The following is a 25,853-nucleotide window of genomic DNA, read 5'->3' on the forward strand; positions in this document are numbered from 1 at the left end:
TACACTTTCCTCCATTTTATAAATGTTTTTGTCCCCTCGTACAGTGTTCCATTATATCAAAGCGTGATAAAATAACAATATGTTCATAAACAGAAAAACTCATTATTTATCGGATTCATTATTCTGCGCGTCAGGAATTCATCTCCTGGCGAACTTAATACTGTTTATTGCAAGACAGCTCATCAGATCGAAAAACGCATCCCGTCCGGACATGCTGAATTCGCGCATTCTGATGAGCCAGTTCATCGTGTCATCACTCGCGGTTCTCGTGATGGCAATCGTTTTTGTGTCAAAATGGCGTGCGCTAAAAAAATCCCTCTCTGTCGTGGAGGAATCCGACAAACTCAAAATGGCGGTCCTTCAGCAGGAGGTTATGGGCTCAAGCGTTCCGACTCTCTCCGGTGATGCAATAATCCAGCTCCTTGAGCTCTGGGGCGTGATACTGGTCGGCGTACGCCTTGTTTATGATATTTCTTCAATTGTATATAGGAAATTCATTTTGAATCTTACAGAACTTGCCGATTACACGAAAGAACTTCGTGAACAATATGTCATGATTTACAACAGCTCTCACGGCTTTAAATATATAAGCCTTCTTGTGGCGCTCCTTCTAGGTCTTTTCATGACGGGAATATGTCTTAAGGACAGACTATTAAAAGCAATGGCCCTTTTACTTATAAGTTTTTTCCTGATATCCTTCGTTTTGCTCGGAATGCAGACAGTAACTGTAGGCGACTATAGAATAGGTATTGTATGGTCCTCACTTATCTTCCACTTCACTGAGACCTTCGGGCTACTGGGTTTAGGTATATACCTTCGCCGAAGATATGTCGGAGTATGACCACCATACAACCACCCATACAATATTGTATGACTAATCTATAGCATTCTGTCAGAAGCCAGAAGAATACTGTTTCCTCTGTTTTCACACATTGTAAGGCTCGTATATTTGAATATCCCCTGCAGGAACTTCTGCGTAATATAAGTCTGCATCTTCACAGTTCCACCTGCATCGTTGATAACATTCATAGCGATAATTCCATCAGGCTTCATGATCATCTTTGCCATTTTCAGCATATTCTCGGTAACAAGCCCTCTTGCTATCCTGTCTCCTACATAGGCATCGTACAGGATAAAATCATAGAGAATTTTCTTGTTATCACTTACTCTAAGGTTATATTCCGCAATCTGTGATATGTAGCTTTCACCTGCCATGCATTTTATTTCAAGCCTGTCGCTTTCTTTTATTCCAAAGAATCTGTCTGCTACATCTATACAGCGATTATCCATCTCCACCGCCGTCATGGAATTCTTTTTATCAATTCCAAGAAAAACCTCTGCAAAAACCAGCCCTCCACCGCCTATCATGAGTGCCTTATGTAACCCGCTGTATTTTCTGCAGATATCCTTCAGCATCACCATATATTTAAAAAGCGGGTATTTTCGCTTATGCTTCTCCAGATACACGCCCGATTCTCTGGTTTTATCCGAATAAAAAATCCTGACAGCTTCCCCGTCCTCAATCCTGTCGACCACAGAAAGCTTCCGATCCTCACTCACATATACAGTTTTCGGAAAAATAAGTAATCTCAGAATCTCTAATGTAGTCATAACCGGCTACCTCAAGCTTTGAACAAACAATCCGCACAGCGGAATTGTAAACACCGACAAAAGCGTCGTCAGCGCAACGCCCATAGATGCAGTTTCTTTGTCCCCGTCATAGGCCTCAGCCAGCATAGCTGTCATACTTCCTACCGGAGTTGCAACCATAACGAAGCATACACCGAGCAGAATCTTGTCCGTGATGAAGAAATGCAGCCAGAAAATGGTAACAACAGGTATTATGATCAGCTTAATGAGTGCAAATACCAGGAGCCTCTTTTTGGAAAACAGCTCCTTAAGCTTCATTCCCGCAAGAGAATAACCTATTACCATCATACTCATGGGCACCGTAAGGCCACTCAGAGAATCTATGACACTCTCAATGGAAGCTGGAACCCTCACCCTGAATAAAAAGAGTGCAACGGACACAAAAACTGCTATGACGCCTACATTAAAGATCTTTTTCCACTGGATATTCAGCCCTTCTCCGTCTTTGCTATCACCCTGCATAACACTTATGCCATAGGTGTAGATCAGAAGATTAAAGGGAAACTGGAAAAACGCAGCATATAAAAGTCCCGTCTCGCCATACATCGCAAGAATTATAGGAAAGCCCATAAAGCCTATGTTTGAGAATATTGTCATAACTCTGTAGGTCCCCACATGCTTAGCATCTACTCGAAGGAGCTTTGGCAGGAAAATTGCAATAATTATCAGTTCTGCATAGATAACAACCGTTACTATTGCGCAGGTTATCAGCATGTCAGGTCCAATATATGTCTCCTGGTTTATTCCAGCTGACAGAATAAAAGCCGGACTTGCTATATTTACTACGATGGCGGACATACCTTTACTAACCGCATCGTTCATCATCTTTGTTTTTCTGCAGATAATTCCCACGCCCATCAAAACGAACAGAATTATCATCTGCTTAAGCATTACCATTATAAAACTCCTTTGGGTATAACAAGAATCTTTATCATTATAAACATTTATTCGCAAAAAGAAATACCCCAAAAGGCTCAGCTTTTGAGGTATTTCTGCGTTTATCTTATTCAGTTTTTACTTAATTTCGTCTGTAGAACCATCCTTCTTCACTACGATGAGTTTGCATCCAAGTCCGAAAGCTGCAACAGATCCGGCAATCAGTGCCCAGGGGGCAGTTGCAAGACCAACGATGCCGCCGATAATTCCGACATTTACGGGAACACTGAGAATAACCTCATCATCCTTCTTGATCTGGATACGATCTACATTGCCCTCTCCAACTTTTTTCTTAAGCTGATCAATGAGGCACTTAACGTCATCGCCGATGTCATTTGTGGAAGGCTGAATAAGCTTTACAGCCTCATCAATGTTGCCGTCTGTTTTCTCAAGGGCTTCCTTTGCTGTTTTGTACTCCACGCCTGTAAGTTCCATTACTTTTTCAATAGCTTCAAGTGTTATATTCATGATATCTCCTCCTTTTTGGCTTTAATCATGTTTTTGTTTTGTTCATGGTCTTATTCTAATACGTGTTGTGCTTCTGTTATATATCATATAGAGCAAAACATCCTGCCCTATCTTTCATCTTTTGTGGATTAGTCGATATGCAACTAATATTTTCATATTTTTTGGTGTATGGTATTATTATAACAGATTTATATGAGGGGTACCGCCATGAAAGAAATAACTCTTGAAGCGAAAGTGGAAAAGTTGAACGATCTTCTTGCCATTGTTGACGAAGAGCTTGAAAACGCAGGCTGCACCATGAAGGTTCAGATGCAGATTGATGTTGCGGTTGAAGAGATTTTTGTCAATATAGCAAGCTATGCCTATAGTGATGGCAGCGGTGATGCGACCATTTTAATTGATGTTGATCAAAATGCCTCCAAAGCCACTATAACTTTCATTGATTCCGGTTTTGCCTATAATCCTCTTGAAAGAGAAGATCCGGACACCACTCTTTCCGCTGAGGAACGGAAAATTGGCGGTCTTGGAATCTTCATAGTAAAGAAGAGTATGGATGAAGTCTCATACAAGCGTGAGGACAATAAAAATATCTTCACGATTGCCACTTCATGGAAAAAGTAATGAATCGACCTTCGGAATGAGTTCCTTTATGTGCTCCTTGGTATGCTCTATTCTTACCTGACCGAGGTCCGAATTCTTGTAATCCGATATCTCCAGAATATAGAGGAAGCGTATTGCCGCAGCCAGCTTGATCTTGTCACAGATTGATTCCTTTTCTGCTGCTGACTTTTCGGAAAAATAGTTATCTATTATTCCGTTCCAGATTCTGTCTCCCATTTCATCCGGTATTCCCAAGAACATCATGCAATTTCCGGGTTCATCCTCCACGAATGACTTATAGGAAACATAAAGACCCGCAAGGTCGAAAATCGGCTGTCCCACGGCAAGGGTGTCCATATCTATCAGCATTGGCTCCCCATCCACCATCATCACATTTTTCATCTGAAAATCGCCGTGTATAACGTGATTATCATCCGGGAGCTTCTGCAAATATCCTTTTAATATCTCGTACTCATCGTCAGATAAATATTTCCGCACCACGTCCAACGCTTGTAAGAAATTATCCCTGGCATAATGCAGTTCGCCGGGGGGCATTTCTGTCTCATGAACCTGCTTAATAAAATCCACATAGGTCTTAATGATATTATCAGCATCCTCAGGATTATCCTTTATGAGATCATTAAAGGTATTTGCCTTTAGCATCTCAAATACAGATCCGTAGCTGTCCCCGATTCTCACAATATCATACGATATTGCTGTGGGAATTCCGTTGAGAAAGGCCTGTTTTGCCTTTTTCTGCTCATTCTCTATCATGGATAAGCTATCCGGCGAGCTATAAGCTTTGACAATGGTATCATCGTCTATCCTGTACACAGTCCCATAAAAGCCGCGCCCGATGACTTCACAGCCATCCACGGAAATCCTACGATACGCCTTTTTAATATCTAGAATTTCGGTAAAACCGGTCACCTCAAATATCTCGTAAACTGAAGGGCTAAGTTCGGTAAGTTTCATTGAAATTCCGCTCTTTTGGAGCTTCATGAAGGATCGCAGTCCGGCGCTGGAAATATATTCAACCGCCTCCATGTTGATTTCAAATTCTGCGCCTTCATTTTCCGCGGTAATCTCCGCAAGTTCCTTGAAAACCCCGTCAGCTGTATTGGAATCTATCCTGCCCTCAGGATAAACTGTCACTTTTCCGTTTTTACTATCAGTCCTCATATGGTATACCCCTCATAAAAAACTACAGTAGTACTATTATTATACCATTATTCGGGTGTTACTGTGCAAGCCATCCATAGCACGTGATATCAATACTGTAGATGACGCCATCCTCACCTAAATCTATCTCATATCTGTTGCCTGACTGGCTTCTGTCGTCACCGGTCTGATCAAAAGGAATAGTATAAATTGCGATATCCCTGGTATAGTCGTAATTTGTAATATTATTTTTGTTCAAAAAGGTCTTAACCTCATTTTCGGTCATATCAGGATTGAGGCCGCCTGGAAACTCTATATCAACCGGATAATAGTCTGATTGATATACAGTCAGACTGGTCACAATAGTGTTCTTAAGGATGCATGCTTTATCGGAGCTGTTATAAGCCACAATGTAAATACGGCTGTCACCTTTATACATATCAATAACGCCGCCCTGTCCGGCTCCGATTGAATATGATTCGTCATAGTCGTACTTCCAGCCATTGTCCACAAGAACCTGGAGCGGTACTGGAAGGTTGTAAACTACGCCATTTAGCTTGAAATTACCGGATAACGGATCACATCCAAGTGATGAAGGCGCAACGTAATAGCTAAGATAGTCGGGAGCATCCGTGCTTACCTCTGTCTGCTCCAGATCAGTTGGTTCAAGCTCATTACGCACCGAGATTATCTCAACAATGTCATCATCGCCCATCATAATTGTTGTGTATTTATATGAGGACTCATCCTCATCGGCATTTTCCCCATAGTAGTAATATGCGTTATCATTCTCTCTGTCCGGCACTCCAAGAGCCTTTATAACGTCCCCTTTGGTGCTTATGCCGACAGATATATCTTTTCCATGAGCTGTTACGGGTACGCCCATGGTCTGTACCGTAGGTGTGTTGAAATCAATTTCAGTAATATAACAGTCTCTGGCTTCCTTAGCATCAAGGCTGAAGTTCCTGATACTGGTCATTACATGTGCTTCATCCCCGGGATAGTAGAGCCACATGCACTCAAGTCCGCCTGCCGGAATAGTTGTTGATGCATCCTGCTCACTGCTAAAGGACCAGCCGTCCTCCAGAAAGTCGCTAACTTTCTCAGGGAGCTGATAAGTAATTCTTCCAACCGTAAATGCAGAAATATCATAAGGATCACAGGATTTTCTGTCTCCTGAGGGTGTATTTGCCTGAAGCGTATTTTCTTCGGTTACTGCCGGTTCACTCGTAGCCTCCTCTGTGGGCTCCACTGCCGGCTCCTCTGCAGCCTCTTCCACTGCCGGCTCCTCTGCAGCCTCCTCTATAGGTTCCTCGTCTACAGGTTCCTCTGCAGGCTCTTCCACAAAAGGTTCATCTACCACAGGTTCATCCGGTTCTGCGGGCTCTTCCACCGTATTTTGTCCGATAAGCTCTGCATCCTGGTTCGGAAGCTTCTCACTAAAATACTTTGCTGCGCTAAATGCCCCGAAAACTATAAGAACAAGAAACAGCACAGCTCCTATTCCAAGTACTACAAGGGCAAGTTTTTTGTTCCTGGCTGATTGTTCCCTCTCAATAGCTACCGGATCATAAGCATATGTCGTCTGCTGTGTGACAGGCTGTTGATTAATCGGTTTACCTGTCATGGGATCAAACTTATAACCGCTTGAATTTCCCGAATTAATGGGCTGACCCGTCATCGGGTCAAATCTTTGTTCACTCATTTTTATTTCCTCCCAAACTTTTTTCCCTCTCATAAAATTTTCATAAAATTAATGAGCATAGCGAGTCTATCTTACCACAAACATGGTAAAATAGTAACGTTCTCGGAAATCTGCGCACAAAAACAGCCGAGGTATTACTATGCAAAAAATTATGGTTGTAGATGACGAAGAAATATACCGTTACATTACAAAAACCATGCTTGAGAATGATTATGACGTAGTCTGCGCTTCTTCAGGTGAAGAGGCTCTTTCTGTTTTTGATAAAGAAAATCCCCAACTTGTAATTACAGATCTTCTTATGCCGCACATGTCCGGTTTCGAGCTTCAAAAGAAATTCAAGGATAAATACGGCTCAGGCGTACCCATGATTTTCATGACCTCGGATGAACGCGAGGAACAGGAGACAATGGGTTTCAGGGTCGGCGCTGCCGATTATATCCATAAGCCTTGCAGCAAGGACATTCTTCTTAGCCGCGTCGGGCGTGTTTTTGACAATATTCAGCATATGAAAAACCTCGAAGCTGAGGCCAGAACGGATCTGCTTACCGGATTATATAACAAGAGTTATGCTGAATCAGAGATCACAGAGTGCTGTAAGCACAGGTCCGGAGTCCTCATGGTTATCGACCTTGATTCCTTCAAACTGGTTAATGATCTCGTAGGGCACGATGCGGGCGATGAAGTTCTTGTGAGCTTTGCCGGAATTTTAAAAACCGTCATCAGGAATAAAGATGTCGTGGGCAGAATCGGCGGTGATGAGTTCATCATTTTCTGCAACAACATCAAGGATAAATTCATAATAGATGCCAAAACCAAGCAGCTTAACCGCATGCTGAAGGCCGAAGCCGAAAGAATTCTGGGAAATGAGGTGGATATTCCGCTCGGAGTCTCCGTAGGAGCCGTATTTGTACCTGCAGAGGGCACAGAGTACGGAGAACTTTTCAAAAAAGCCGATAAAGCACTCTACCAGGTTAAGCAGAACGGTAAACACAGCTTTTGCCTTTTCCAGTCAGATGATGCAAAGCCACTTCCTGACATCAACACCAACATCAAGAACAGTTTCGCAGTTCTTGATGAACGAGGCGAACCCAGTGGCTCATATGAAGTATCAAACGAGGCCTTTACAACTGTTTACCGCTATTTAAAGCGTTCAATTTTTAATTATAATTCTCTGGTTCAGTTTGGAATAATTACACTGAATTTTGCTGAAGGTATTGAAAGTGACCGGACTGAGGAAATAATGGATGCATTTGCCGGTGTTCTGAGATCATCCATGAGATTCAGCGATGTATTCACAAGAAAGGGTAAAAATCAGTTCTGGCTTCTGATTCCGGAGTCAAATCGCGAAGACTCGGTAAAAGTGGTGCTTGAACGTATCCTTAATAAATGGGCCGGAAATACCGAATCCCAAAACGTATCCGTAACATATGATATCGAAACAATAAAATGCCCTTAAGCTTGGTTATTTAAGGGTATTTTTCTATGTTTGAAAAGACCTGATTAAAATCTCCTCCAGGTGGAGATTTATAATCACCAGCTCTTTACCGGTATCTTCGACAGGAATTCTTGTTACCAGCAGACACCTCTTCAGATTTGCCAGCCTTACCGGCCATTTAAACGGGCAGGGAAGAGCAACTCTCTCAGAGCTCTCTATCTCCCCGTCAGATTCAGCACTTGATGCCTCTTTATTAAGTATAAATATAACGCATAAAAATAGCAAATTTCCCAAAATACATTACAAAATTAATCTATTTTCAAAAAAACTGATTAAATTTGTCATCTTGCAATAGCGCGTCAAAGTGATAAAGTGACTCTAAGTTATATTTAATCAGTTAATTCGAAGTGTTTTTATACGAATTACTGATTATGGGAAAGAGGTTTGTATGAATTTCAGGGATGCTTATTTAAAGGAGCTTCTTCGCAGATACGAAGCCAGCTTCGATATCACTGAAAATTTCAGTTTGGGGGACACTGATTACGCCGCATACGCACGGTTCTGCTCACTCAGCGAAAAGTATGTACTAAAAAAAGAAGCAACTCTCTGGTCCATCAAGGCATTTGAGCATGTTCTTTTTATAAAGGAAGACGCGCTGACAGAGGACACTCTTAATGACATCATGTCGGTCATCACGGATTACGCAGAACCTGAACTGGTAAGACACGGCGAGAAATATCCCGAGAAGGATCACATGTGCACATATCTGACTTTCGTGATTCTGACTTCCAAGACACCGGATAAACCATTAAAAAAGGCCATTCGAAAGTTCCGTTACGACAGAGGTTATCTTTTCAATTTCCGTGGACACAGCGAGGCTAGGCTCGCGGTTATTTCCATGGATGATGGTGAAGTAAGCACCAATTATTCAGGGCGCGAGCTGAAAGAACTGCTTTCGGATGTCTATAGCAAAACACATGTTATCTGTAATAACATCACTGAGGCTGCAACTGATCTGGATTATAAATCCGTCAGTTGACATATACCCTAAGGGGATTTCTAAGGAGGAGAAAAAGTATGAATGCAGCAGTATTACTTATTGTAAGTGTTGCAATCCTCGCTGCCGGTTATGTTTTCTATGGCGGCTGGCTTGCAAAACAGTGGGGAATCGATCCCAGCCGTAAGACTCCGGCTCACGAGCTTGAGGATGGCATGGACTATGTTCCCGCAAAAACACCCGTACTTATGGGTCACCATTTTTCATCAATCGCAGGTGCAGGCCCCATCAACGGTCCTATTCAGGCCGCAGTTTTCGGATGGGTTCCGGTTCTGCTCTGGGTTCTTATCGGAGGTATTTTCTTTGGAGGTGTCCATGATTTTGGCGCTCTTTTCGCTTCCCTTCGTCACAAGGGACAGTCTATCGGCGAAATCATTGATGATTCCATGGGAAGAACAGCTAAGAAGTTGTTCCTTACTTTCGGCTATCTGACACTTCTGCTCGTTGTAGCAGCCTTCAGTTCAATCGTAGCAAGTACTTTTGGTACAACTACCGCTGCAGGCGCTGCTGTTGAGGGTGCAACTCTTGCCGCAAACGAGTCCACAGCAATGATTTCATTACTTTTCATAGCACTTGCTATGGTATTTGGTTATTTTGTTTACAGAAAAAATGCCCCTGTAGGTGTTGCTTCTGTATTCGGATGTGTTGGCATAGCTGCTATTGTGGCTATCGGCCTTAACTTCCATCCTATCGCACTCTCATACAACGCTTGGATGTGGATACTTGGAGCTTACATCCTGGTTGCTTCAGTAACTCCTGTATGGATCCTTCTGCAGCCCAGAGATTATCTCAGCTCTTTCCTTCTCTACTTCATGATTGCAGCAGGTGTTATTGCTGTACTCGGTGCAGTAGTTACAGGCCACGGCCAGTTTGCAGTTCCCGCTATGGGAGATGCATCTCTTAAGGGAACCGGCGTATTCACAACAGGAACCGCTTTCCCTGCACTTTTCGTAACAATCGCATGTGGCGCTATCTCCGGATTCCACTCACTTGTTTCATCCGGAACAACCGCTAAGCAGCTTGATAATGAGAAGAACGCACGCCCCGTTGCATACGGCTCAATGCTCATCGAGTGTACAGTTGCTGTTATCTCTCTTTGTGCAATCGGCTTTGTATGGTCTGCAGCTTCTGACGGAACCTACGCAAGCCCCACACAGGTATTTGCCGGCGGTCTTTCAGCTATGATCGGAAGCTTTGCTCCCGGCGTACAGAATATCATGTACCAGATGCTTATCCTTGCAGTATCCGTATTCTGCCTGACATCACTTGATACAGCTACAAGACTTGCAAGATACATGTTCCAGGAGTTCTTCCTTGAGCAGGGCCAAACAGCAAAGGATGCTACCGGATACAAGAAGGTACTTGCCAATCCTTATGTTGCAACAGCAATAACAGTTGTTCTTGGTGTAAGCCTTGGTATGACCGGTTATACAAAGATTTGGCCTCTGTTCGGTGCAGCAAACCAGCTTCTTGCAGCTGTAGGTCTTATCGCTGTTTGCACATGGCTCGGTGCTGTAGGCAAGAACAACAAGATGTTCTTCATTCCTATGATCTTTATGCTTGCTGTAACTGTTTGCTCACTTTTCCAGACAATAACAGCTAAGCTTACTGCTTACACAACAGGTGCAGCAGATGTTTGGGCTCTTATCCAGGCAGGAATCGCCGTACTTCTTGTTGCTCTGTCTCTTGTACTTGCAGGCATTGCTGCCAAGGTACTTATTGCACAGAGAAATCAGAAGAATGCAGGCAAGAAAGACGAGAACGTTGCTTAAATCATTCGAATAATTGTCGTGAAGACGAAAAAAGGCTTCCCCTCATCCGGCACTTCGTGCCACCTTCCCCCCAAAGGGGAAGGCTTCGATCGGGGAAGCCTTTTTACTGTTATTCAGTTTTTGCCGAGTACTGTTTAACTGTTTTTATTTCTTTTCATAATCAATTACTTTTTGAGAAGCCATATCTCATATACTTCTCTTACTGTCCTCTTATTCTTTGTATCGTAGTATGTTACACGAAGGAATGTCGGATGAATTATTCCGTTTGTCTTTCTAACCTTGGTCTTGCTATTGTCCTTCTTGTTAACCAGGCTGTAATCTACTTCTGCATCCTCGCTCGTTGTACTGAGCTTTAAGGTCTTCTTATTCTTAATGGTTTTCCAGACTCTGTTTACTGATTTCTCTGACTGACCGTTTACAACATCATCTGTTCTGCCGTTTCCGTTAAGATCAACCTCTTCTGTGCCTTTATTCTTTGTTCCTTCCCATCCGTCATCGGGCTTATCTGCTGCAACAACCGCACTACTTATTTCGAGTTTTTTGATCTTATAACCCTTATTGGCAGTTACAACAAGTTTACCTTTTTTCTTTGTTGTGTAGTTGCCGGTTTTTGCATAATAGTTTCTATAATCGTCTCTGCCATCTCCGTCGGTGTCTTTTAGAACATTCTTGCCGGCAAAGGTAATTGACTTGATTGCTCTCGTATCAGCCTTAGCGATAATCGTAATGCTCTTGTTGGCTACAACAGCGCCCTGAGCGTTAACTGCGTTAAAATTAACCTTGTACTTACCGGGTTTCTTAGCATAGAACTGTAATCTGTACCATCCTGATCCCTTGTACATCTCCTTAAGCGCATCCCACTCAGCAGACTGCATGTTTCCATTAACATCTCTGTAAAAATATAATTTTTTTCCATCCACCTTCTTATAGTACGCATATTTCGGGCTTCCGGTATTTGTTGCTTCGAAAGAATCATACATTCTGAGTTTAAGATTCTTACTGCTTGACTTAAAACCTGTAAACTTTACGACATCCGGTGTGGTATAAATCGAAGGAATCTCCATATACTGACCTACATTGACGTAATAAACCTTCTTTTCGTTATAAAGAAGGCTTGTATCCTCCATCTTTCCCTCATCTGCCTTAAAAGTTACAACCTCATTTGTATCCTCGTTACAATAAGTGTATGTATCCGTCGCTGCATCATAATTCTTCATTATTTCCGCATTTGCACTTATCGGTGCAACCATGGAAAATGATAAAGCTGCTACAAGAGCGGCGGCCCCCATTCTAGAAAATTTCCCCATTACTTTTTTCCTCCTTTTTGGTATTGTCTATATGTTTGCAATTTTTTGCAACATAGGAACAATTCTAACATTTGCCAAAAAAATGTCAAGGATTTTTTAAGTGTTTTTTCGATAAATTGAAATATGTGTAACACCTTGGTAACAAGTTGGTCATCTAACACGCTGAATATAAACAAAGCCTTCCGCAGAATTTGCGGAAGGCCTCCAGTTATTAATTCAGTTTTATATCACAGTTGTTATTTATTCTTCATAGGTAAGAAGTGCTTCACAGCATCCTTCTATCTCATATTCTCCACTTCCTGCAGGAAGGAAAAAGCTATCACCCTTTTTGTACTCCATTTCTTCGCCTTCACAGCGTATTATTCCGCTTCCATCCACTATAAGTACATGAAGGAAGGATTCCTTTCCGATATTTCCGCAGAATTTGTTGCCAGTCTGTTGTGATGTAACAACTTTGTCCACAGTGAAATACTTACATGCAGCGATGTGACCGTCCTTAGGGTGAACCTTAGTAACCGGCGCAAGCGTAGTAACATCCATGGCTTTTTCTACATGTAACTCCCTCAGATTGCCATTTTTATCACGTCTGCCATAATCATATACGCGGTATGTTACATTCGAATTCTGCTGAATTTCAGCAAGAAGTATGCCCGCACCTATAGCATGCAGGGTTCCCGACTCTATAAAAATAACGTCTCCTTTTTTTACGGGATACGCATTCAGAACCTCTGTGAGAGTTTGGTTTTCAATCCTTGCCGCAAATTCATCCTTTGTAATCTCACGGTTGAACCCATAGTATATAAAGGCATCCTTTTCAGCATCGATAATGTACCACATTTCGGTTTTACCATACTGATTTTCATGCTCTTTTGCATATTCATCGGACGGATGAACCTGTAATGAAAGATCCTTTTTTGCATCAATGAACTTGATAAGGACAGGAAAATCTTTGAACTGTTCACATTTTGATCCCAGAACTCCCCTGCCGTTTTGCTGTATATATTCAGTAATGGTCTTATTCGCAAAATCTCCGTTCTCTATTACCGATTCGCTACCCGGATAACATGAAAGTTCCCAGCTCTCTGCGGTAACATCACCTGCCGGGATTTTTCCGAACTCATCCACAAGCTTGTTTCCACCCCACAAGTAATCTTTTGTGGCTGCTTTTAGCTTTAATATTGACATTTTTATCCTCTCTTTTTATTACATAATACTGAATTGGGAATTTTATTATAGTATCTTAAATCATATTTATGCAACTATTACAATTATGACTCTCATATTGTGATATACTGAATTAGAAATAATCAAACAAAGAAGGCGTGATGCTTTGAAAAAAATAAAAAAATTTCTTAAATGGATAATAATAGCACTCATTTTTATTGCTGCTGTTCTCATAATCGCTTTCAAGCTGTACACAAGCAGCTACTACCGCGCAGACCTGAGCATTACCGAGAACATTCAGGAATTACTTCGAAATGACGTGCACTCATATTCAACCAAAGACGGAGCGGTCTTTATCCCTCAAAAGCAGGAAATTAAGGCTGTTATTGTATTTTATCCGGGCGGAAAAGTAGAATATACCTCCTACAACGGACTTATGTATGAGCTTGCTGCAAGAGGATATATATGCCTTTTACCAAGAATGCCTGAAAACCTGGCACTGCTTAGCACAAATGCAGTAGACCGAATCACTTCCGGGTATGAGGAATTCAACAAGGAAGCTGAGGAACTCGACTGGTACTTGGCAGGGCATTCTCTCGGAGGCGTTGCTGCATGTGTTCATCTTGGGAAAAACCTCATCCCCGAAGAAGGCGGCAGTTCAGAAGATGTAACTATGTCTTCTGAGTACAGCGGAATTATTCTTTGCGCTTCATATCCGACGGAAGATCTATCAAACAGCAATCTCCGTCTCCTTTCGATTTATGGCTCGAATGACCAAGTACTCGATCGTGAAAATTATGAAAAGAGCAAGAAATACTGGCCTAAGGATTCCGAGGAGCATATCATTCTCGGCGGCATTCATTCCTATTTTGGAAGTTATGGTATCCAAAACGGTGATGGAGAGCCGGAAATCACCAATTATAATCAAATAACCCAGACAGCGGACATTATCGCTGACTGGGCCAGTCACTAACTCATATATATTTAATATCTCTTGCTATTATTATCTTAGATCCTTATCTGCTATGCCTTTAAATAGGAAAAGGAGTGCCGAACTTATAAGAATTCCTCCAAGAATATCTGTAAGCCAGTGTACTCCGCAGATAAGTCTGCCCACTACGGTAACAACCATAATTACTGCGCAGCAGATCTTCAGAAGCTTCAACAGCTTTTCATCTTTAATATAATTCCCAATTACCATAATTGTGCTGGCCATTACCACGCAGATGAGCATTGTATGCGAAGACGGGAATGAAGCTTCCGCTTCGGTAGCATCCGGCATTATTATCGGCCTGTAATTGATAATCACCTTTTCAAACAATGCATAAAGAGCTATAACCACCGCATAAAGGCATCCAAGCTTTATGATAACAGGGTCGACTTCGGTTATGCTTTTTCTTTTTATAAGTTGTAAAAGTCCGATCAAAGCAAACACAGCACACACCAGAAGTGCAAGAATTCCGAAAATCTCCGTTATTCTATACCATATGATATTTATTCCGAAAATGTTATGAAATGCAGTATTTATGCTATAAAATCCCATCGGCTTGCCCGTCTCCGGAACTACGGCAACATCCACATTCTTAACAAGAATAATCAGAATCAGCGCAAGAAGAGCAAAAACCCCCGAAACAACAAAACTTTTTCTACTTTTCATAATTTATTATATCTCCTATTAATTTTTAGTTCTATCCTGCAATTTTTCCTGCAGATTCTCATTTGCTTCCCGAAGCTCAGCTGCTGTCACATTTATGAAATTAGCCAATCTTCTAACCATTGACAGCTGATCATGCATCTTGTGCTCCTCAGGAACCTCTATCTCCTTATCTCCTATACCGGTAGGCTGCGACATAGCCTGTCCGCCCTCTCGCATTCCGATAGCCATAAGCGTAATATGATGTTCTATTATGTATTCACCCATACGCATGATCTCGCCACTTGAATAAAAACCACTTACAGGCGCAATCAGGCTGAATGGACCGGTCTCCTTATTAATCAGATATTTCCAATAGAGGCGTCTGACGCCGCAGGAATACAGAAATACTGCCTGTGGAGCAAAGCTTCTTACATTCCACACAAGGTCCTCAACATCGGATTTAATAACGTCAGGATCTCCGTAGGACAGGTTAACCTTAGAACCCTGCTTAATATCAGCCGCAAGCATTAGTGATCTATCCTCGGTATTGCAGGAAAACGGCATACGCAGTACTTCATGTCCATGCTGGTTGGACATAATCGGGAATTCCAAAATATTGGCAAAGAAATTCTCATCTGCCTGTATGTCCAGATATTTACTGTAGATATCACCTGCCGGCACCCCGTCAAGCTCGTACAGCCTCTTATCCTCTATCCTGGTTACGGTCAGATCTCTTCCGAGCGGCTTCCATCCGATAGCATGATGAATATCTATATGAAAATCATCACCCGAGTAAGTCACAAGAACTACGCCATGCTCCGACGTTTCAGTATCCCCGATAACCATTGTTACGTTTTCTTCAATCTTTTTCCCTGCACTACCTGCCCCAAAGATTTTTACACTTTTCTCGCACTTTTCAGCTTCCCTGAGAATCTTGGTACTGTTTATAGATTTCAAGGTCATAAGTATTTCTGCGGCTTTTATGCTATCCGTTACATCTATGCTGCGACAAATATCTCTTCCCGTGTCCTCTTCGCGGCCTTCTTCTGTTTCAAAAAGATGAACACCAATCTCTGTACTCTCAAAAATAGAAACAGCCATAACCAGTCCGTATTCAGCCAAATGGCCATCACAGATGTCCCCATTTGAACTGGTACCTGCTATATGTGCATCGGGATACATCTCTTTTATTTCCTGCTGGATTTCATGTATCTCTTCCCTGCCAAATGCTATGGTGTACAAGTGGAAAAGTATAGACTTGAACGACGTTCTCTGAGTATATGCATAGACCTCTGATAAAGCCTTGGTTACCTCTGATGCTGCAGTAAATTCATAATTAAATTGTTTCAATTGCATTAACCTCTGTCATAAGAAAATAATTTATCACGTCTAATATTATAAGGCAAACAAAACATATCTGAAATAGCTCTTTTAAGAAACACTTGTAATCATGCCGTTTTTGCCGCAAAGAAACGGATAACACAATATATAGTGTTTATAATTAATAAATTGCCTATATATTGACCGTCCACATTTTATGTGATACCTTATATGTAGTGGGTATTTAAGTTTTTTGGGGGTGTTCTTATGTATGATGTAGTAAAACGAGACGGTAGTATTGCGAGTTTTGATATTTCAAAAATATCATCTGCTATAATCAAAGCTTTTGTAGCTCTTGATAAGCCCTATCACACAAGTGTGATAGATCTTGTGGTTCTTCGGGTAGCTTCAGATTTCGAAAGCAAAATCTCAAACAATAAGATAACAGTAGAACAGATTCAGGACAGTGTTGAGAAAGTGCTCTCAGAATCAGGTTATTCCGACGTTGCCAAGACTTACATTCTCTACAGAAAACAGCGTGAGAAGGTCCGCAATATCAACTCTGCACTTTTAAACTACAAGGATCTTGTAAATGACTACCTCAAAATCAATGACTGGCGTGTTAAGGAGAATTCAACGGTTACCTACTCTATCGGTGGTCTCATTCTCTCAAATTCAGGCGCCATTACAGCAAATTACTGGCTGTCAGAGGTATATGACGAAGAGATTGCAAAAGCTCACAGAAGCGCTGCAATTCACATCCATGACCTTGCCATGCTATCAGGATATTGCGCAGGATGGAGTCTTAAACAGCTGATTCAGGAAGGACTTGGCGGCATTCCCGGCAAGATTACATCCGCTCCTGCCAACCATCTCTCCACTCTTTGCAACCAGATGGTCAATTTCCTTGGAATCATGCAGAACGAGTGGGCAGGTGCGCAGGCTTTCTCGTCATTTGATACATATCTTGCTCCTTTCGTGAAAATTGATAACCTTTCCTATGAAGATGTCAAGCAGTGTATCCAGTCCTTTGTTTACGGAGTCAATACTCCAAGCAGATGGGGCACACAGGCACCGTTTTCCAACATCACTCTGGATTGGACCGTTCCTACCGATCTTAGGAACCTTAACGCTATTGTCGGCGGAAAAGAAGTTGATTTCACCTATGGCGACTGCCAGCGTGAGATGGACATGGTCAACAAGGCATTTATCGAGATAATGATTGAAGGAGATGCCAACGGACGTGGATTCCAGTATCCCATCCCCACCTATTCAATAACAAGTGATTTTGATTGGAGCGAGACTGAAAATAACAAACTTCTCTTCGAAATGACTGCAAAATACGGCACACCGTATTTCTCAAATTATATAAATTCAGACATGGAGCCCAGCGATGTTCGTTCCATGTGCTGCAGGCTGCGCCTCGATCTTCGCGAACTAAGGAAAAAATCAGGCGGATTCTTCGGGTCCGGCGAATCAACAGGTTCTATCGGCGTAGTTACTATCAACATGCCCAGAATTGCATACCTTGCGAAGGACAAAAATGACTTCTACAGTCAATTGGATCATCTCATGGATGTCGCTGCAAGAAGCCTTAATACTAAGCGTCAGGTTATTAGCAAACTTCTTGAACAGGGCTTATATCCTTACACCAAGAGATATCTCGGATCCTTCAGCAACCACTTCTCAACCATTGGACTTATCGGAATGAACGAAGTGGGTCTGAATGCAAAGTGGCTTAGAGCCGACATGACAAACGAGAAAGTTCAGCAGTTTACCAAGGAAGTTCTCACCCATATGAGAGACCGTCTATCCGATTACCAGGAGCAGTACGGTGATCTCTACAACCTCGAGGCTACACCTGCTGAATCCACCACATATCGCTTTGCTAAGCATGATAAGGAACTTTATCCAGATATCATAACCGCGAACATGGCTGAAACGCCTTATTACACCAATTCATCCCATCTGCCTGTAGGCTACACTGAGGATATTTTCTCAGCTCTTGATATTCAGGATGAATTACAGACATTGTATACCTCGGGAACCGTATTCCATGCATTTTTAGGAGAAAAGCTTCCTGACTGGAAAGCCGCTGCCAATCTTGTGCGAAAAATTGCCGAGAACTACAAGCTTCCTTACTACACAATGTCACCAACCTATTCTATTTGTAAGGAACACGGATATCTCTCCGGTGAGCAGACTGTTTGTCCTATATGCGGTGCAAAAACCGAGGTTTACAGCCGTATTACAGGTTATTATCGTCCTGTTGCAAACTGGAACGATGGTAAGGCTCAGGAATATAAAGATCGAAAAGTATATGATGTAGCACATTCAACTTTGAAACGCGAGAATGTATCAGTTTCAGTAAAAACTGCCGCAGAGCTTGAAAACAACCTGATAAATATAAAAACACCCGATATGAATTCGGTACTTTTATTCAAGACAAAGACTTGTCCAAATTGCAAAATAGCCACTGCTCTTCTGGATACAGCCGGTGTCAAGTACGAGCTTATGGATGCAAATGACAACTCAGACCTTGCTCAGGAGCTGGGTATCATGCAGGCTCCCACACTTGCCATCCCCGAAGGGGGCGGATATAAGTTATATCCCGGAGTATCAGATATAAAGGGATGGATAAATCATACAAAGCAGAACACAGCAGTATAATCCTTATTCTATAAACCTTCTTCTACGATAAAAACTCCGGATCTCCGGGGTTTTTATTGTGTAATTTTCAAATTGCCTGCATATATTATTAGACAAGTGCTGTAATCTCGTATATTATTGAATGAAAGAGTTCTATGGAGGAGCAAAAATGGGGAAAAAATCCATCAAGGAAAACAAGAATATTTACTTTGAAAGCCGCGAGGAAGCAGGTCTCACAAGAGCACAGGCCAGTGAGCGTATCGGTTTTATCAGCGAAAGCCGCCTTGAAAAAATAGAAACCGAAAAGACTGCGATTCAGCCGGAAGATGTTGTTGCTATGGCAGAGGCTTATAAAAAGCCGGAATTATGCAATTTTTACTGTACACACGAGTGCAGAATCGGTCAGGATTCCGTACCTGTTGCCAAAGAGTCAACTCTCTCCGAGATTGTACTTGCCATGCTTTCTTCTCTCAATTCGCTTGACGAACAGAGAAACAGGCTTATAGACATCACTGCAGATGGCATTATCTCTGATGACGAGCTTCCTGATTTCGTTAATATCCAGAAGCAGCTCGCTCAGATTGACCAGACAGTAGAGTCTCTTAAGATCTGGATGGCTAATACCGTAGCAAATGGCCAGATTAACAAAGAGAAGCTGAATGCGCTTTTAGCAAAGAAATAACGCATAATTCTACAATTAGAGCATTAAAAATGGCATGTGAAGAATAACACATGCCATTTTATTTTACGTTTTTTATTCCAAATTGGCCTTATCCTGCATGTTTACTGCAAGTTCAGCGATTGTGCCATCCCTGAAGGGACTCTTTAATCCAACCTCATCCAGCATATCTTCATAGAACTTGCTTGCTGAAATCTTACAAAGATCAAGATAATGTTTCCAAGCATCCTTGTAATCCTTATCCATCCATACCTTAAATTGCATTGCGATTACACTTGCAAGTACATAATCGATGTAGTAGAAAGGTGACCAGAAAATATGTCCCTGCTTCTGCCAGAACCCACCTTCTGCAAAGAACGGATCCCCATCAAAATCGAGCCATGGTCTGTAGGTCTTTTCCAGATCCTTCCATACCTGTTTTCTCTCAGCTGGTGTCATCTCAGGCTTCTCATATACTATATGCTGGAATTCATCAACCATACATCCGTAAGGAATGAATGTAATTGAATCTCTTATGTGCATCTTGAAGTAATCATCTTTTCTGTCACCAAAGAACTTATCCATCCAGTTGTAGGTGAAATACTCCATTGACATTGAATGAATCTCTGCCGTTTCCATCGTTATATCGTTGTGCTCGGTAATCTCTTCATCTTTTGTCACATAACCCTGGAATGCATGTCCGCACTCATGTGTGACAACGTCTACATCACCGGCTGTACCGTTGAAATTAGCGAAAATGAACGGAACCTTGTATTTCGGCAAGAAATCCATATATCCGCCCTGTTTCTTGTTCTTTCTTCCAAGTACATCAAAGAGCTCGTTCTCGATCATAACATCGATAAATTCAGCTGTTTCAGGCGAAAGCTCTCTGTACATATCCTGTCCGGCTTTCATGATCTCCTCAGGTGTCCCGATCGGTGCAGGATTTCCGTTTTTAAAATAAACCTCGTTATCATAGTACTTGAGCTCTGTAACGCCAATCTCTTCGCGGCGTTTCTCCTGAATCTTGCAAACAAGCGGAACAAATGAGTCCTTAACCTGCTTTCTGAAATTCTCAACCTGAGGTCTTCTGTAAGAATTTCTCATCATACGGTTGTATCCAAGCTCGATGTAGTTCTCATATCCCAGTTCTTTTGCCTGTTTTGTCCTGTTTTTAACGAGTTTATCATAAATATCGTCAATTTCATCGGTCACAGACATAAAGTAGTCTGAAAGAGCCTTCCAGGCCGCCTTACGATCATCTCTGTCGTTACCTGTAAGGAATTTTCTCAGCAATGAAATATTGTACTCTTCTCCCTTAAAAGGAATCCTTGCAGAGGCAATAATATTGTCATACTTATTGATGAGGGCGTTCTCTTCCTGCATAAGCGGAAGAATTTTCTCGTCAATGGAAGCAAATTCAAGCTCCATATTTTTAAAAGCTACCTTGCCGATCTTTTCCTCAAGATAATCTCTGTAGGGCGAATTATAAATGAGCTTCTTGTAGTCGTTATCATACTGTGCAATAACAGGTCTGATTTCGTCAATATATTCCTGCTCCTTGGCATAAAACTCCTCTTTGGTATCCACATCATGTCTAAAGCATCCTATGGTCATATTGGTTCTGATATCGTTCATAAAATCATAGTAGCTCTTGTGGAGTGCAAATTGCTCCTCTCCACTCTTAGCGTCCTTACTGTCCGCCATCAGCTTTTCAAAAAAAGCCTTCACTTTATCCATATCTATGTGTTCATATGGCATCTCTGAAAATTTCATGCGTTTTTCCTCGTCTTTCTAAAAGATACTGCCCTTCGATTATAGTATTTTAGCCGCTATTTTACAAGGAATACTTAATTGTACGCTATTTGTTGCGGCGCGTGTTGATATATTGATGTTCTGATGTAATGATGTTCTGATACCGTATCTGTTAATACAATTTAGTTAATCTATATAATGATATTTAATAAACTTTTTATTATTCAGCCGACTATTAGCCTATATAATTAAAATAGTACTGTATTATCTCTCTTGTTTTTGCACAGAAAGGATGGGTAAAAATGGTATACAGAAAGATTATTTCCGTAATTACTGCCTTTTCGCTAATTCTTATGTCCGCAGGATGCTCAAAAACTGCCCAGGAAGCAGAACAACCTGCAGAATCCGGCACTATTACCCTACTTAACATAAAAAGCGAAGTAGGTTCTCAAATCGAGGATCTTGCAAAAGAATACTCCAAAGAGTCAGGCGTCTCTGTAAATGTCATAAATGTTCCCGCCGGCGTAGATGCACAGGCTACGCTTAAGGGATATTATCTTTCCGATCAGATGCCTGATATAATCGCTTGCGAAGCTTCCGGTTTCAGTAACTGGGATGGTCTTCTTGAAGATTTAAGCGACCAGGACTGGGTACAACGCACTGATGCTTCCTATTCCGATAGCACTTATGGCGTTCTGGGATTCCCCTATACTACAGAGGCTATAGGCCTTGCCTATAATGCAAACATCCTGTCCTCATGCGGAATTGGTCCTGCTTCAATCACAGGTCCGGAATCCCTGCAATCAGCATTTGAGACCATTGATTCTAAAAAGAACGAGCTTGGTCTTACCGCTGTAATCGGCTTTTGTGCAGAGCCAAATGATGTAGGATGGTCAGCAGGCAACCATATCTTTGGCACCTACCTTGACTCAGGACTTGGCAGGACTGATACCACTTATATTGATATGCTTAATGATGGTGGAAAAATTGATGATGAGCGTTTTTCAGCCTTTGCAAATATGATCAGCCTTTTTATAAAGTATTCTGATCCTGCGGTTCTTACGGAAAGCGCATACAACGAACAGGTTGCCAATTTTGCAGCCGGAAAATATGCTTTCGTAACACAGGGATCCTGGATAGGCGCTACAATGACAGGCGATTCTTCCGCAGATTATGCAGCTGCAGGAAACTTTGAGGTAGGAATGCTTCCATATTGTTTCTTGGACGGACAGGACACAATCCTTACCAGTGCTCCATCCTGGTGGGCCATTCCCAAGGAAGGAAATGTAGAAGAAGCAAAGGCATTCCTCCAATGGTGCTCCGAGGACTCCGGCCAGAAAATTCTTGTTGAAAGCGCAGGATTTATCAGTCCCTTTACGGACTGTAAATATGTAGCTTCTGACCCGTTCGCCAAGGTCATATCAAGTTATATTTCTGCCGGAAAGACATCAAACTGGCACTGGCAGAATATGCCATCCGGACTGGGACAAAATGGTCTCTCATTTGCTTTCTATAAATTCGCCACCGGAGAGCTGGATCCAGAAGGCTTTATAAATGAAGTCAAATCCATCACTTCCGAATGGTATTCAAAGCTTTAAGGAGGGTGGCAGAATGAGTAATAACACTAGTAACGAATTAAAAAATCCAGCTAATATAACAGTCAAAAAGAAAGATTCAATCTTGTTTCAACTTATGGCTCTGAATCTTTTAATGCTGATAGCTTTCATAGTTGTAATGAATCTTGTTATGTCATCCATGCAAAGATCCACAAACAGCAGTATTCAGATGTTTGGCTCAATGATGACCCTGACTCAGCATGAAGCGGCATTAAAATCCGATGTAATGTCTTTATACGATCAGACTATGGGATATATCGCTGCTGATGCTGTTGAAACAAAGGAAGCCCTTCTTCCGCAGATAAATGCCGTACGTTCAACCATTGAAAGCGATATAAAGGCCCTGAATGAAGATTTTGCTTCAGCCAATGATGAAGAAGCTACAACGCAGCTTGGAGAAATATCAAATCAGTATCAAAGATTATCGAATCTTATCGATTCCGCCATCGCAAAATGTGACGCCGGAGACCAGGAATCCGCTTATAAAATACTCTTTGATAAAGCCGAGATTCAGAAAATTGCAATCTTCCACTCCGCTAAAGCTCTTGATAACGCAATTTCATCTCAGTCGGACGCAACAATAACTTCGATGAATGCCCTCCTTGCATCCGGAAAAATTGTTGCAATGGTCGGTATGGCTGTAATTCTAATACTGATTATTATCAATTTCTTTATAAGTTATAAAAATATTGTGAGAAAGATCCGCTCTATAAGTGATGAAGTAAACAAAATCATCTCGGACATTGAGCAGGGAAATGGTGATTTGACCGCTAGAATTAAAACAAAAACTAAATCAGAGCTGTTATTTATAACAGGTGGTATCAATCATTTTATCGAGACTTTGCAAGGAATCATGCGTGATGTCAAGAATGGTTCACAGATACTTACTTCTTCTTCAGAAGAGGTTGCTTCTCAACTGAGGATGGCTGACGACAATGTTACAAATTCCTCAGCTGCCCTTGAAGAATTGTCTGCAAACATGGAGACACTTGCAGAAACAGTGTCATCTATTAATTCTAAAGTTAATAATGTCACAGGTGCTACAAAGGCCATTACAGATGAAGCTGAGAAAGGTACAGCAACGGCAATCGCTATTAAAGAAGAGGCTAATACGCTAAAATCTCGCGTAACCACTAAAAAAGCCGATGCCGGCAATCAAATGTCCGCTCTTTCCGAAACACTTTCTCAATCAGTTAAGGATTCAGAGAAAGTCGAACAGATCAGCGAACTTACCAATACCATACTTGATATAGCTTCACAAACCAATCTGCTCTCGCTAAATGCTTCCATTGAGGCTGCAAGAGCCGGAGAAGCCGGAAAGGGTTTTTCTGTCGTAGCAACAGAAATTAGCGCCCTTGCCGACAACAGCAGACAAACCGCTGCAAACATACAGGTTATAAGCAATGAAGTAACCGAAGCAGTTAATAAACTGGCTAAAAACGCTCAGAATGCCCTGGATTTCATCAATGGTACCGTTCTTGCAGATTATGATGAATTCGTTGATACAGGCGAAAAATATGAGCATACAGCCGATTTGATGGACGATATGCTTGTATCCTTCACCGAAAAAGCTGAAAATCTAAATGAAATAATGACTGAAATGGCAGAATCTATCCAAATGATAACCACTTCCATTCAGGAGAGTTCAAAAGCGATTTCACTGTCTGCTGAGAGCTCTACCGAGATTGTCGGCGGAATCAAAAAGATATCACTTGCTATCAATCAAAATACTGATGTTACCGAGCAGTTAAATGAAACAACCGAAAAGTTTAAATCGTTGTAATATATTATATCTTTAATTAATTATTTAAAGAGGTTATGAATATTCTCTATAATTCATAGCCTCTTTTATATATCGCATGTTATTATAAGTGCCTATCTAACTGCGTCCATCAGTATTTTAGCCAGATCGGGCTTATTCATGATATAGAAATGTATGCCGTCAACACCTCTGTTCTTTAACTCCAACGCCTGTTTAATTGCATAATCAATACCATATTTTTTCATTTCCTCAGGATTGTCTCCATATTTGGAAATAATAGATGATAATTCCTCCGGAACGGTAGTTCCCGAAAGGGTTACTGTGGTCCCTAACTGCTTTGCACTCGTAATTGGCATTATTCCGGCCGATATGGGCGCTTTTACACCCAAGTCATGTAATTTATCAATCAAACGATAAAAGTAGTCATTTTCGAAGAATAATTGCGATATGAGCACATCACAGCCCTTATCAACCTTTGTTTTTGTATTGTTTATATCCTCTTCCTCAGTTTTTGCCTCAGGATGCTTATGCGGATAGCATGCTCCAAGCAAAGTAAAATCCATGCCTTTTCCCTTGATATATTCAGCCATATCACTGGCATGGAGGAAATCGCGTGTATTGAACTGCTCATCAGTCATAAGCTTCGGTCTGTCGCCTCTTAAAACCAAGATATTTTCAATCCCAATGTCCTTAAATCTGTTAAGACCTTCCTCTAATTTTTCTTTACTGAAGCCTACGCTTGTAATATGCGAAACTACTTCTAGTCCCGCCTTATTCTTAGCGTAATCTGCAATTTCAACTGCCTTTCCGGCATTAGATCCGCCTGCGCCATAGGTTACACTGACAAAATCCGGCTTAATTTCCGAAAGCTGCTCAAGTTTTGTATAAATATTGTTAAATTCATCCTCCTTTTTCGGCGGATAAATTTCACATGATAATACTGTTTTGCCTTCACCGTAAAGATCCTTAATACTTCCCACTTCTTCCATCCTCCGTTTCTTTTAGAATGTATTGTATCATACTATTCATAACACCTATAAGTTTTTTCTCCCTAAATGGGCCATATTTTATCATTATAAGGGCATAACACGTGAAAGCTGCCAGGGGGCAGCCCGGCAGCTTTCTATATGGTTATCAAGCTTGCGATCCATCCTTTGATCACTGCAACGGTCCCTAAAAAAGGGCATAAAAAACCTGTTTCC

Annotated in this window: 22 protein-coding genes; 10 read left to right on the top strand and 12 right to left on the bottom strand. The window is 41.6% G+C overall.

Annotation, left to right across the window (positions count from 1 at the left end; translation table 11 throughout):
- The first annotated feature begins 79 nt into the window (after positions 1-79).
- Positions 80-841: a hypothetical protein gene (locus tag G596_RS0107290; protein WP_155831949.1), complete on the top strand. Its 762-nt coding sequence runs from the start codon at positions 80-82 to the stop codon at positions 839-841.
- Between the two features lie 38 nt (positions 842-879).
- Here G596_RS0107290 and G596_RS0107295 read toward each other — a convergent pair whose 3' ends face one another.
- The 3 genes from G596_RS0107295 to G596_RS0107305 form a co-directional block, all read right to left on the bottom strand.
- On the bottom strand, positions 880-1,611 hold the full coding sequence (locus G596_RS0107295) for a spermidine synthase (protein WP_022761181.1): 732 nt from the start codon (positions 1,609-1,611) through the stop codon (positions 880-882).
- Positions 1,612-1,617: 6 nt separating this feature from the next.
- A complete protein-coding gene (locus G596_RS0107300) occupies positions 1,618-2,547 on the bottom strand; it encodes an AEC family transporter (RefSeq protein WP_022761182.1) in 930 nt (309 codons plus the stop codon).
- 117 nt (positions 2,548-2,664) lie between these two features.
- The gene (locus G596_RS0107305; RefSeq protein WP_022761183.1) at positions 2,665-3,054 is read right to left on the bottom strand and encodes a DUF4342 domain-containing protein; all 390 of its coding nucleotides are present in this window, start codon (positions 3,052-3,054) and stop codon (positions 2,665-2,667) included.
- A 207-nt stretch (positions 3,055-3,261) separates the two neighbouring features.
- Between G596_RS0107305 and G596_RS0107310 the strand changes: the two genes are divergently transcribed.
- Positions 3,262-3,675, top strand: coding sequence for an ATP-binding protein (locus tag G596_RS0107310; RefSeq protein WP_022761184.1), 414 nt, complete (start codon positions 3,262-3,264; stop codon positions 3,673-3,675).
- Here G596_RS0107310 and G596_RS0107315 read toward each other — a convergent pair.
- A complete protein-coding gene (locus G596_RS0107315; RefSeq protein WP_022761185.1) occupies positions 3,661-4,836 on the bottom strand; it encodes a phosphotransferase in 1,176 nt (391 codons plus the stop codon). The genes G596_RS0107310 and G596_RS0107315 overlap by 15 nt on opposite strands.
- Positions 4,837-4,894: 58 nt before the next feature.
- Positions 4,895-6,520 (bottom strand): hypothetical protein, encoded by a 1,626-nt coding sequence (locus G596_RS0107320; protein ID WP_022761186.1) that lies wholly within the window; start codon positions 6,518-6,520, stop codon positions 4,895-4,897.
- 139 nt (positions 6,521-6,659) lie between these two features.
- Between G596_RS0107320 and G596_RS0107325 the strand changes: the two genes are divergently transcribed.
- Positions 6,660-7,976 (top strand): diguanylate cyclase domain-containing protein, encoded by a 1,317-nt coding sequence (locus G596_RS0107325; RefSeq protein WP_022761187.1) that lies wholly within the window; start codon positions 6,660-6,662, stop codon positions 7,974-7,976.
- A 24-nt stretch (positions 7,977-8,000) separates the two neighbouring features.
- Here G596_RS0107325 and G596_RS25190 read toward each other — a convergent pair whose 3' ends face one another.
- Entirely contained in the window at positions 8,001-8,249 is a 249-nt protein-coding gene (locus G596_RS25190) for a hypothetical protein (RefSeq protein ID WP_196805204.1), read from the bottom strand.
- A gap of 154 nt (positions 8,250-8,403) precedes the next feature.
- Here G596_RS25190 and G596_RS21370 point away from each other — a divergent pair, with 154 nt between their 5' ends.
- Positions 8,404-8,994 (top strand): hypothetical protein, encoded by a 591-nt coding sequence (locus G596_RS21370; RefSeq protein ID WP_022761189.1) that lies wholly within the window; start codon positions 8,404-8,406, stop codon positions 8,992-8,994.
- 38 nt (positions 8,995-9,032) lie between these two features.
- Positions 9,033-10,784 (top strand): carbon starvation CstA family protein, encoded by a 1,752-nt coding sequence (locus G596_RS0107340; RefSeq protein ID WP_022761190.1) that lies wholly within the window; start codon positions 9,033-9,035, stop codon positions 10,782-10,784.
- Between the two features lie 164 nt (positions 10,785-10,948).
- Here the strand turns inward: G596_RS0107340 and G596_RS0107345 are convergent, their stop codons facing one another.
- Both G596_RS0107345 and G596_RS0107355 read right to left on the bottom strand, forming a co-directional pair.
- Complete coding sequence (locus tag G596_RS0107345; protein ID WP_022761191.1) at positions 10,949-12,091, bottom strand: hypothetical protein; 1,143 nt, start codon at positions 12,089-12,091, stop codon at positions 10,949-10,951.
- Between the two features lie 240 nt (positions 12,092-12,331).
- Positions 12,332-13,276, bottom strand: coding sequence for a type I phosphomannose isomerase catalytic subunit (locus G596_RS0107355; protein WP_022761193.1), 945 nt, complete (start codon positions 13,274-13,276; stop codon positions 12,332-12,334).
- A gap of 145 nt (positions 13,277-13,421) precedes the next feature.
- Here G596_RS0107355 and G596_RS0107360 point away from each other — a divergent pair, with 145 nt between their 5' ends.
- A complete protein-coding gene (locus G596_RS0107360) occupies positions 13,422-14,228 on the top strand; it encodes a lysophospholipase (protein WP_022761194.1) in 807 nt (268 codons plus the stop codon).
- 30 nt (positions 14,229-14,258) lie between these two features.
- Here the strand turns inward: G596_RS0107360 and G596_RS0107365 are convergent, their stop codons facing one another.
- On the bottom strand, positions 14,259-14,912 hold the full coding sequence (locus G596_RS0107365; RefSeq protein ID WP_022761195.1) for a phosphatase PAP2 family protein: 654 nt from the start codon (positions 14,910-14,912) through the stop codon (positions 14,259-14,261).
- Positions 14,913-14,930: 18 nt separating this feature from the next.
- A complete protein-coding gene (locus G596_RS0107370) occupies positions 14,931-16,241 on the bottom strand; it encodes an FIST signal transduction protein (RefSeq protein WP_022761196.1) in 1,311 nt (436 codons plus the stop codon).
- A 237-nt stretch (positions 16,242-16,478) separates the two neighbouring features.
- Between G596_RS0107370 and G596_RS0107375 the strand changes: the two genes are divergently transcribed.
- The gene (locus G596_RS0107375) at positions 16,479-18,881 is read left to right on the top strand and encodes a ribonucleoside triphosphate reductase (protein WP_022761197.1); all 2,403 of its coding nucleotides are present in this window, start codon (positions 16,479-16,481) and stop codon (positions 18,879-18,881) included.
- 148 nt (positions 18,882-19,029) lie between these two features.
- Positions 19,030-19,542, top strand: coding sequence for a helix-turn-helix domain-containing protein (locus G596_RS0107380; RefSeq protein ID WP_022761198.1), 513 nt, complete (start codon positions 19,030-19,032; stop codon positions 19,540-19,542).
- A gap of 72 nt (positions 19,543-19,614) precedes the next feature.
- On the opposite strand, the gene G596_RS0107385 is transcribed toward G596_RS0107380, so the two are convergent.
- Positions 19,615-21,294 carry a M3 family oligoendopeptidase gene (locus G596_RS0107385; RefSeq protein WP_022761199.1) on the bottom strand — a complete coding sequence of 560 codons (1,680 nt, stop codon included), beginning with the start codon at positions 21,292-21,294 and terminating at the stop codon, positions 19,615-19,617.
- A gap of 281 nt (positions 21,295-21,575) precedes the next feature.
- On the opposite strand from G596_RS0107385, the gene G596_RS0107390 reads away from it, so the two are divergent.
- Both G596_RS0107390 and G596_RS0107395 read left to right on the top strand, forming a co-directional pair.
- A complete protein-coding gene (locus G596_RS0107390) occupies positions 21,576-22,871 on the top strand; it encodes an ABC transporter substrate-binding protein (RefSeq protein WP_022761200.1) in 1,296 nt (431 codons plus the stop codon).
- Positions 22,872-22,884: 13 nt separating this feature from the next.
- Positions 22,885-24,672 carry a methyl-accepting chemotaxis protein gene (locus G596_RS0107395; RefSeq protein ID WP_022761201.1) on the top strand — a complete coding sequence of 596 codons (1,788 nt, stop codon included), beginning with the start codon at positions 22,885-22,887 and terminating at the stop codon, positions 24,670-24,672.
- Between the two features lie 92 nt (positions 24,673-24,764).
- Here the strand turns inward: G596_RS0107395 and G596_RS0107400 are convergent, their stop codons facing one another.
- Positions 24,765-25,631: a methylenetetrahydrofolate reductase gene (locus tag G596_RS0107400; protein WP_242829172.1), complete on the bottom strand. Its 867-nt coding sequence runs from the start codon at positions 25,629-25,631 to the stop codon at positions 24,765-24,767.
- Positions 25,632-25,853 lie beyond the last annotated feature (222 nt).

The organism is Butyrivibrio sp. AD3002 (genome assembly GCF_000420905.1).
GTDB lineage: Bacteria > Bacillota > Clostridia > Lachnospirales > Lachnospiraceae > Butyrivibrio.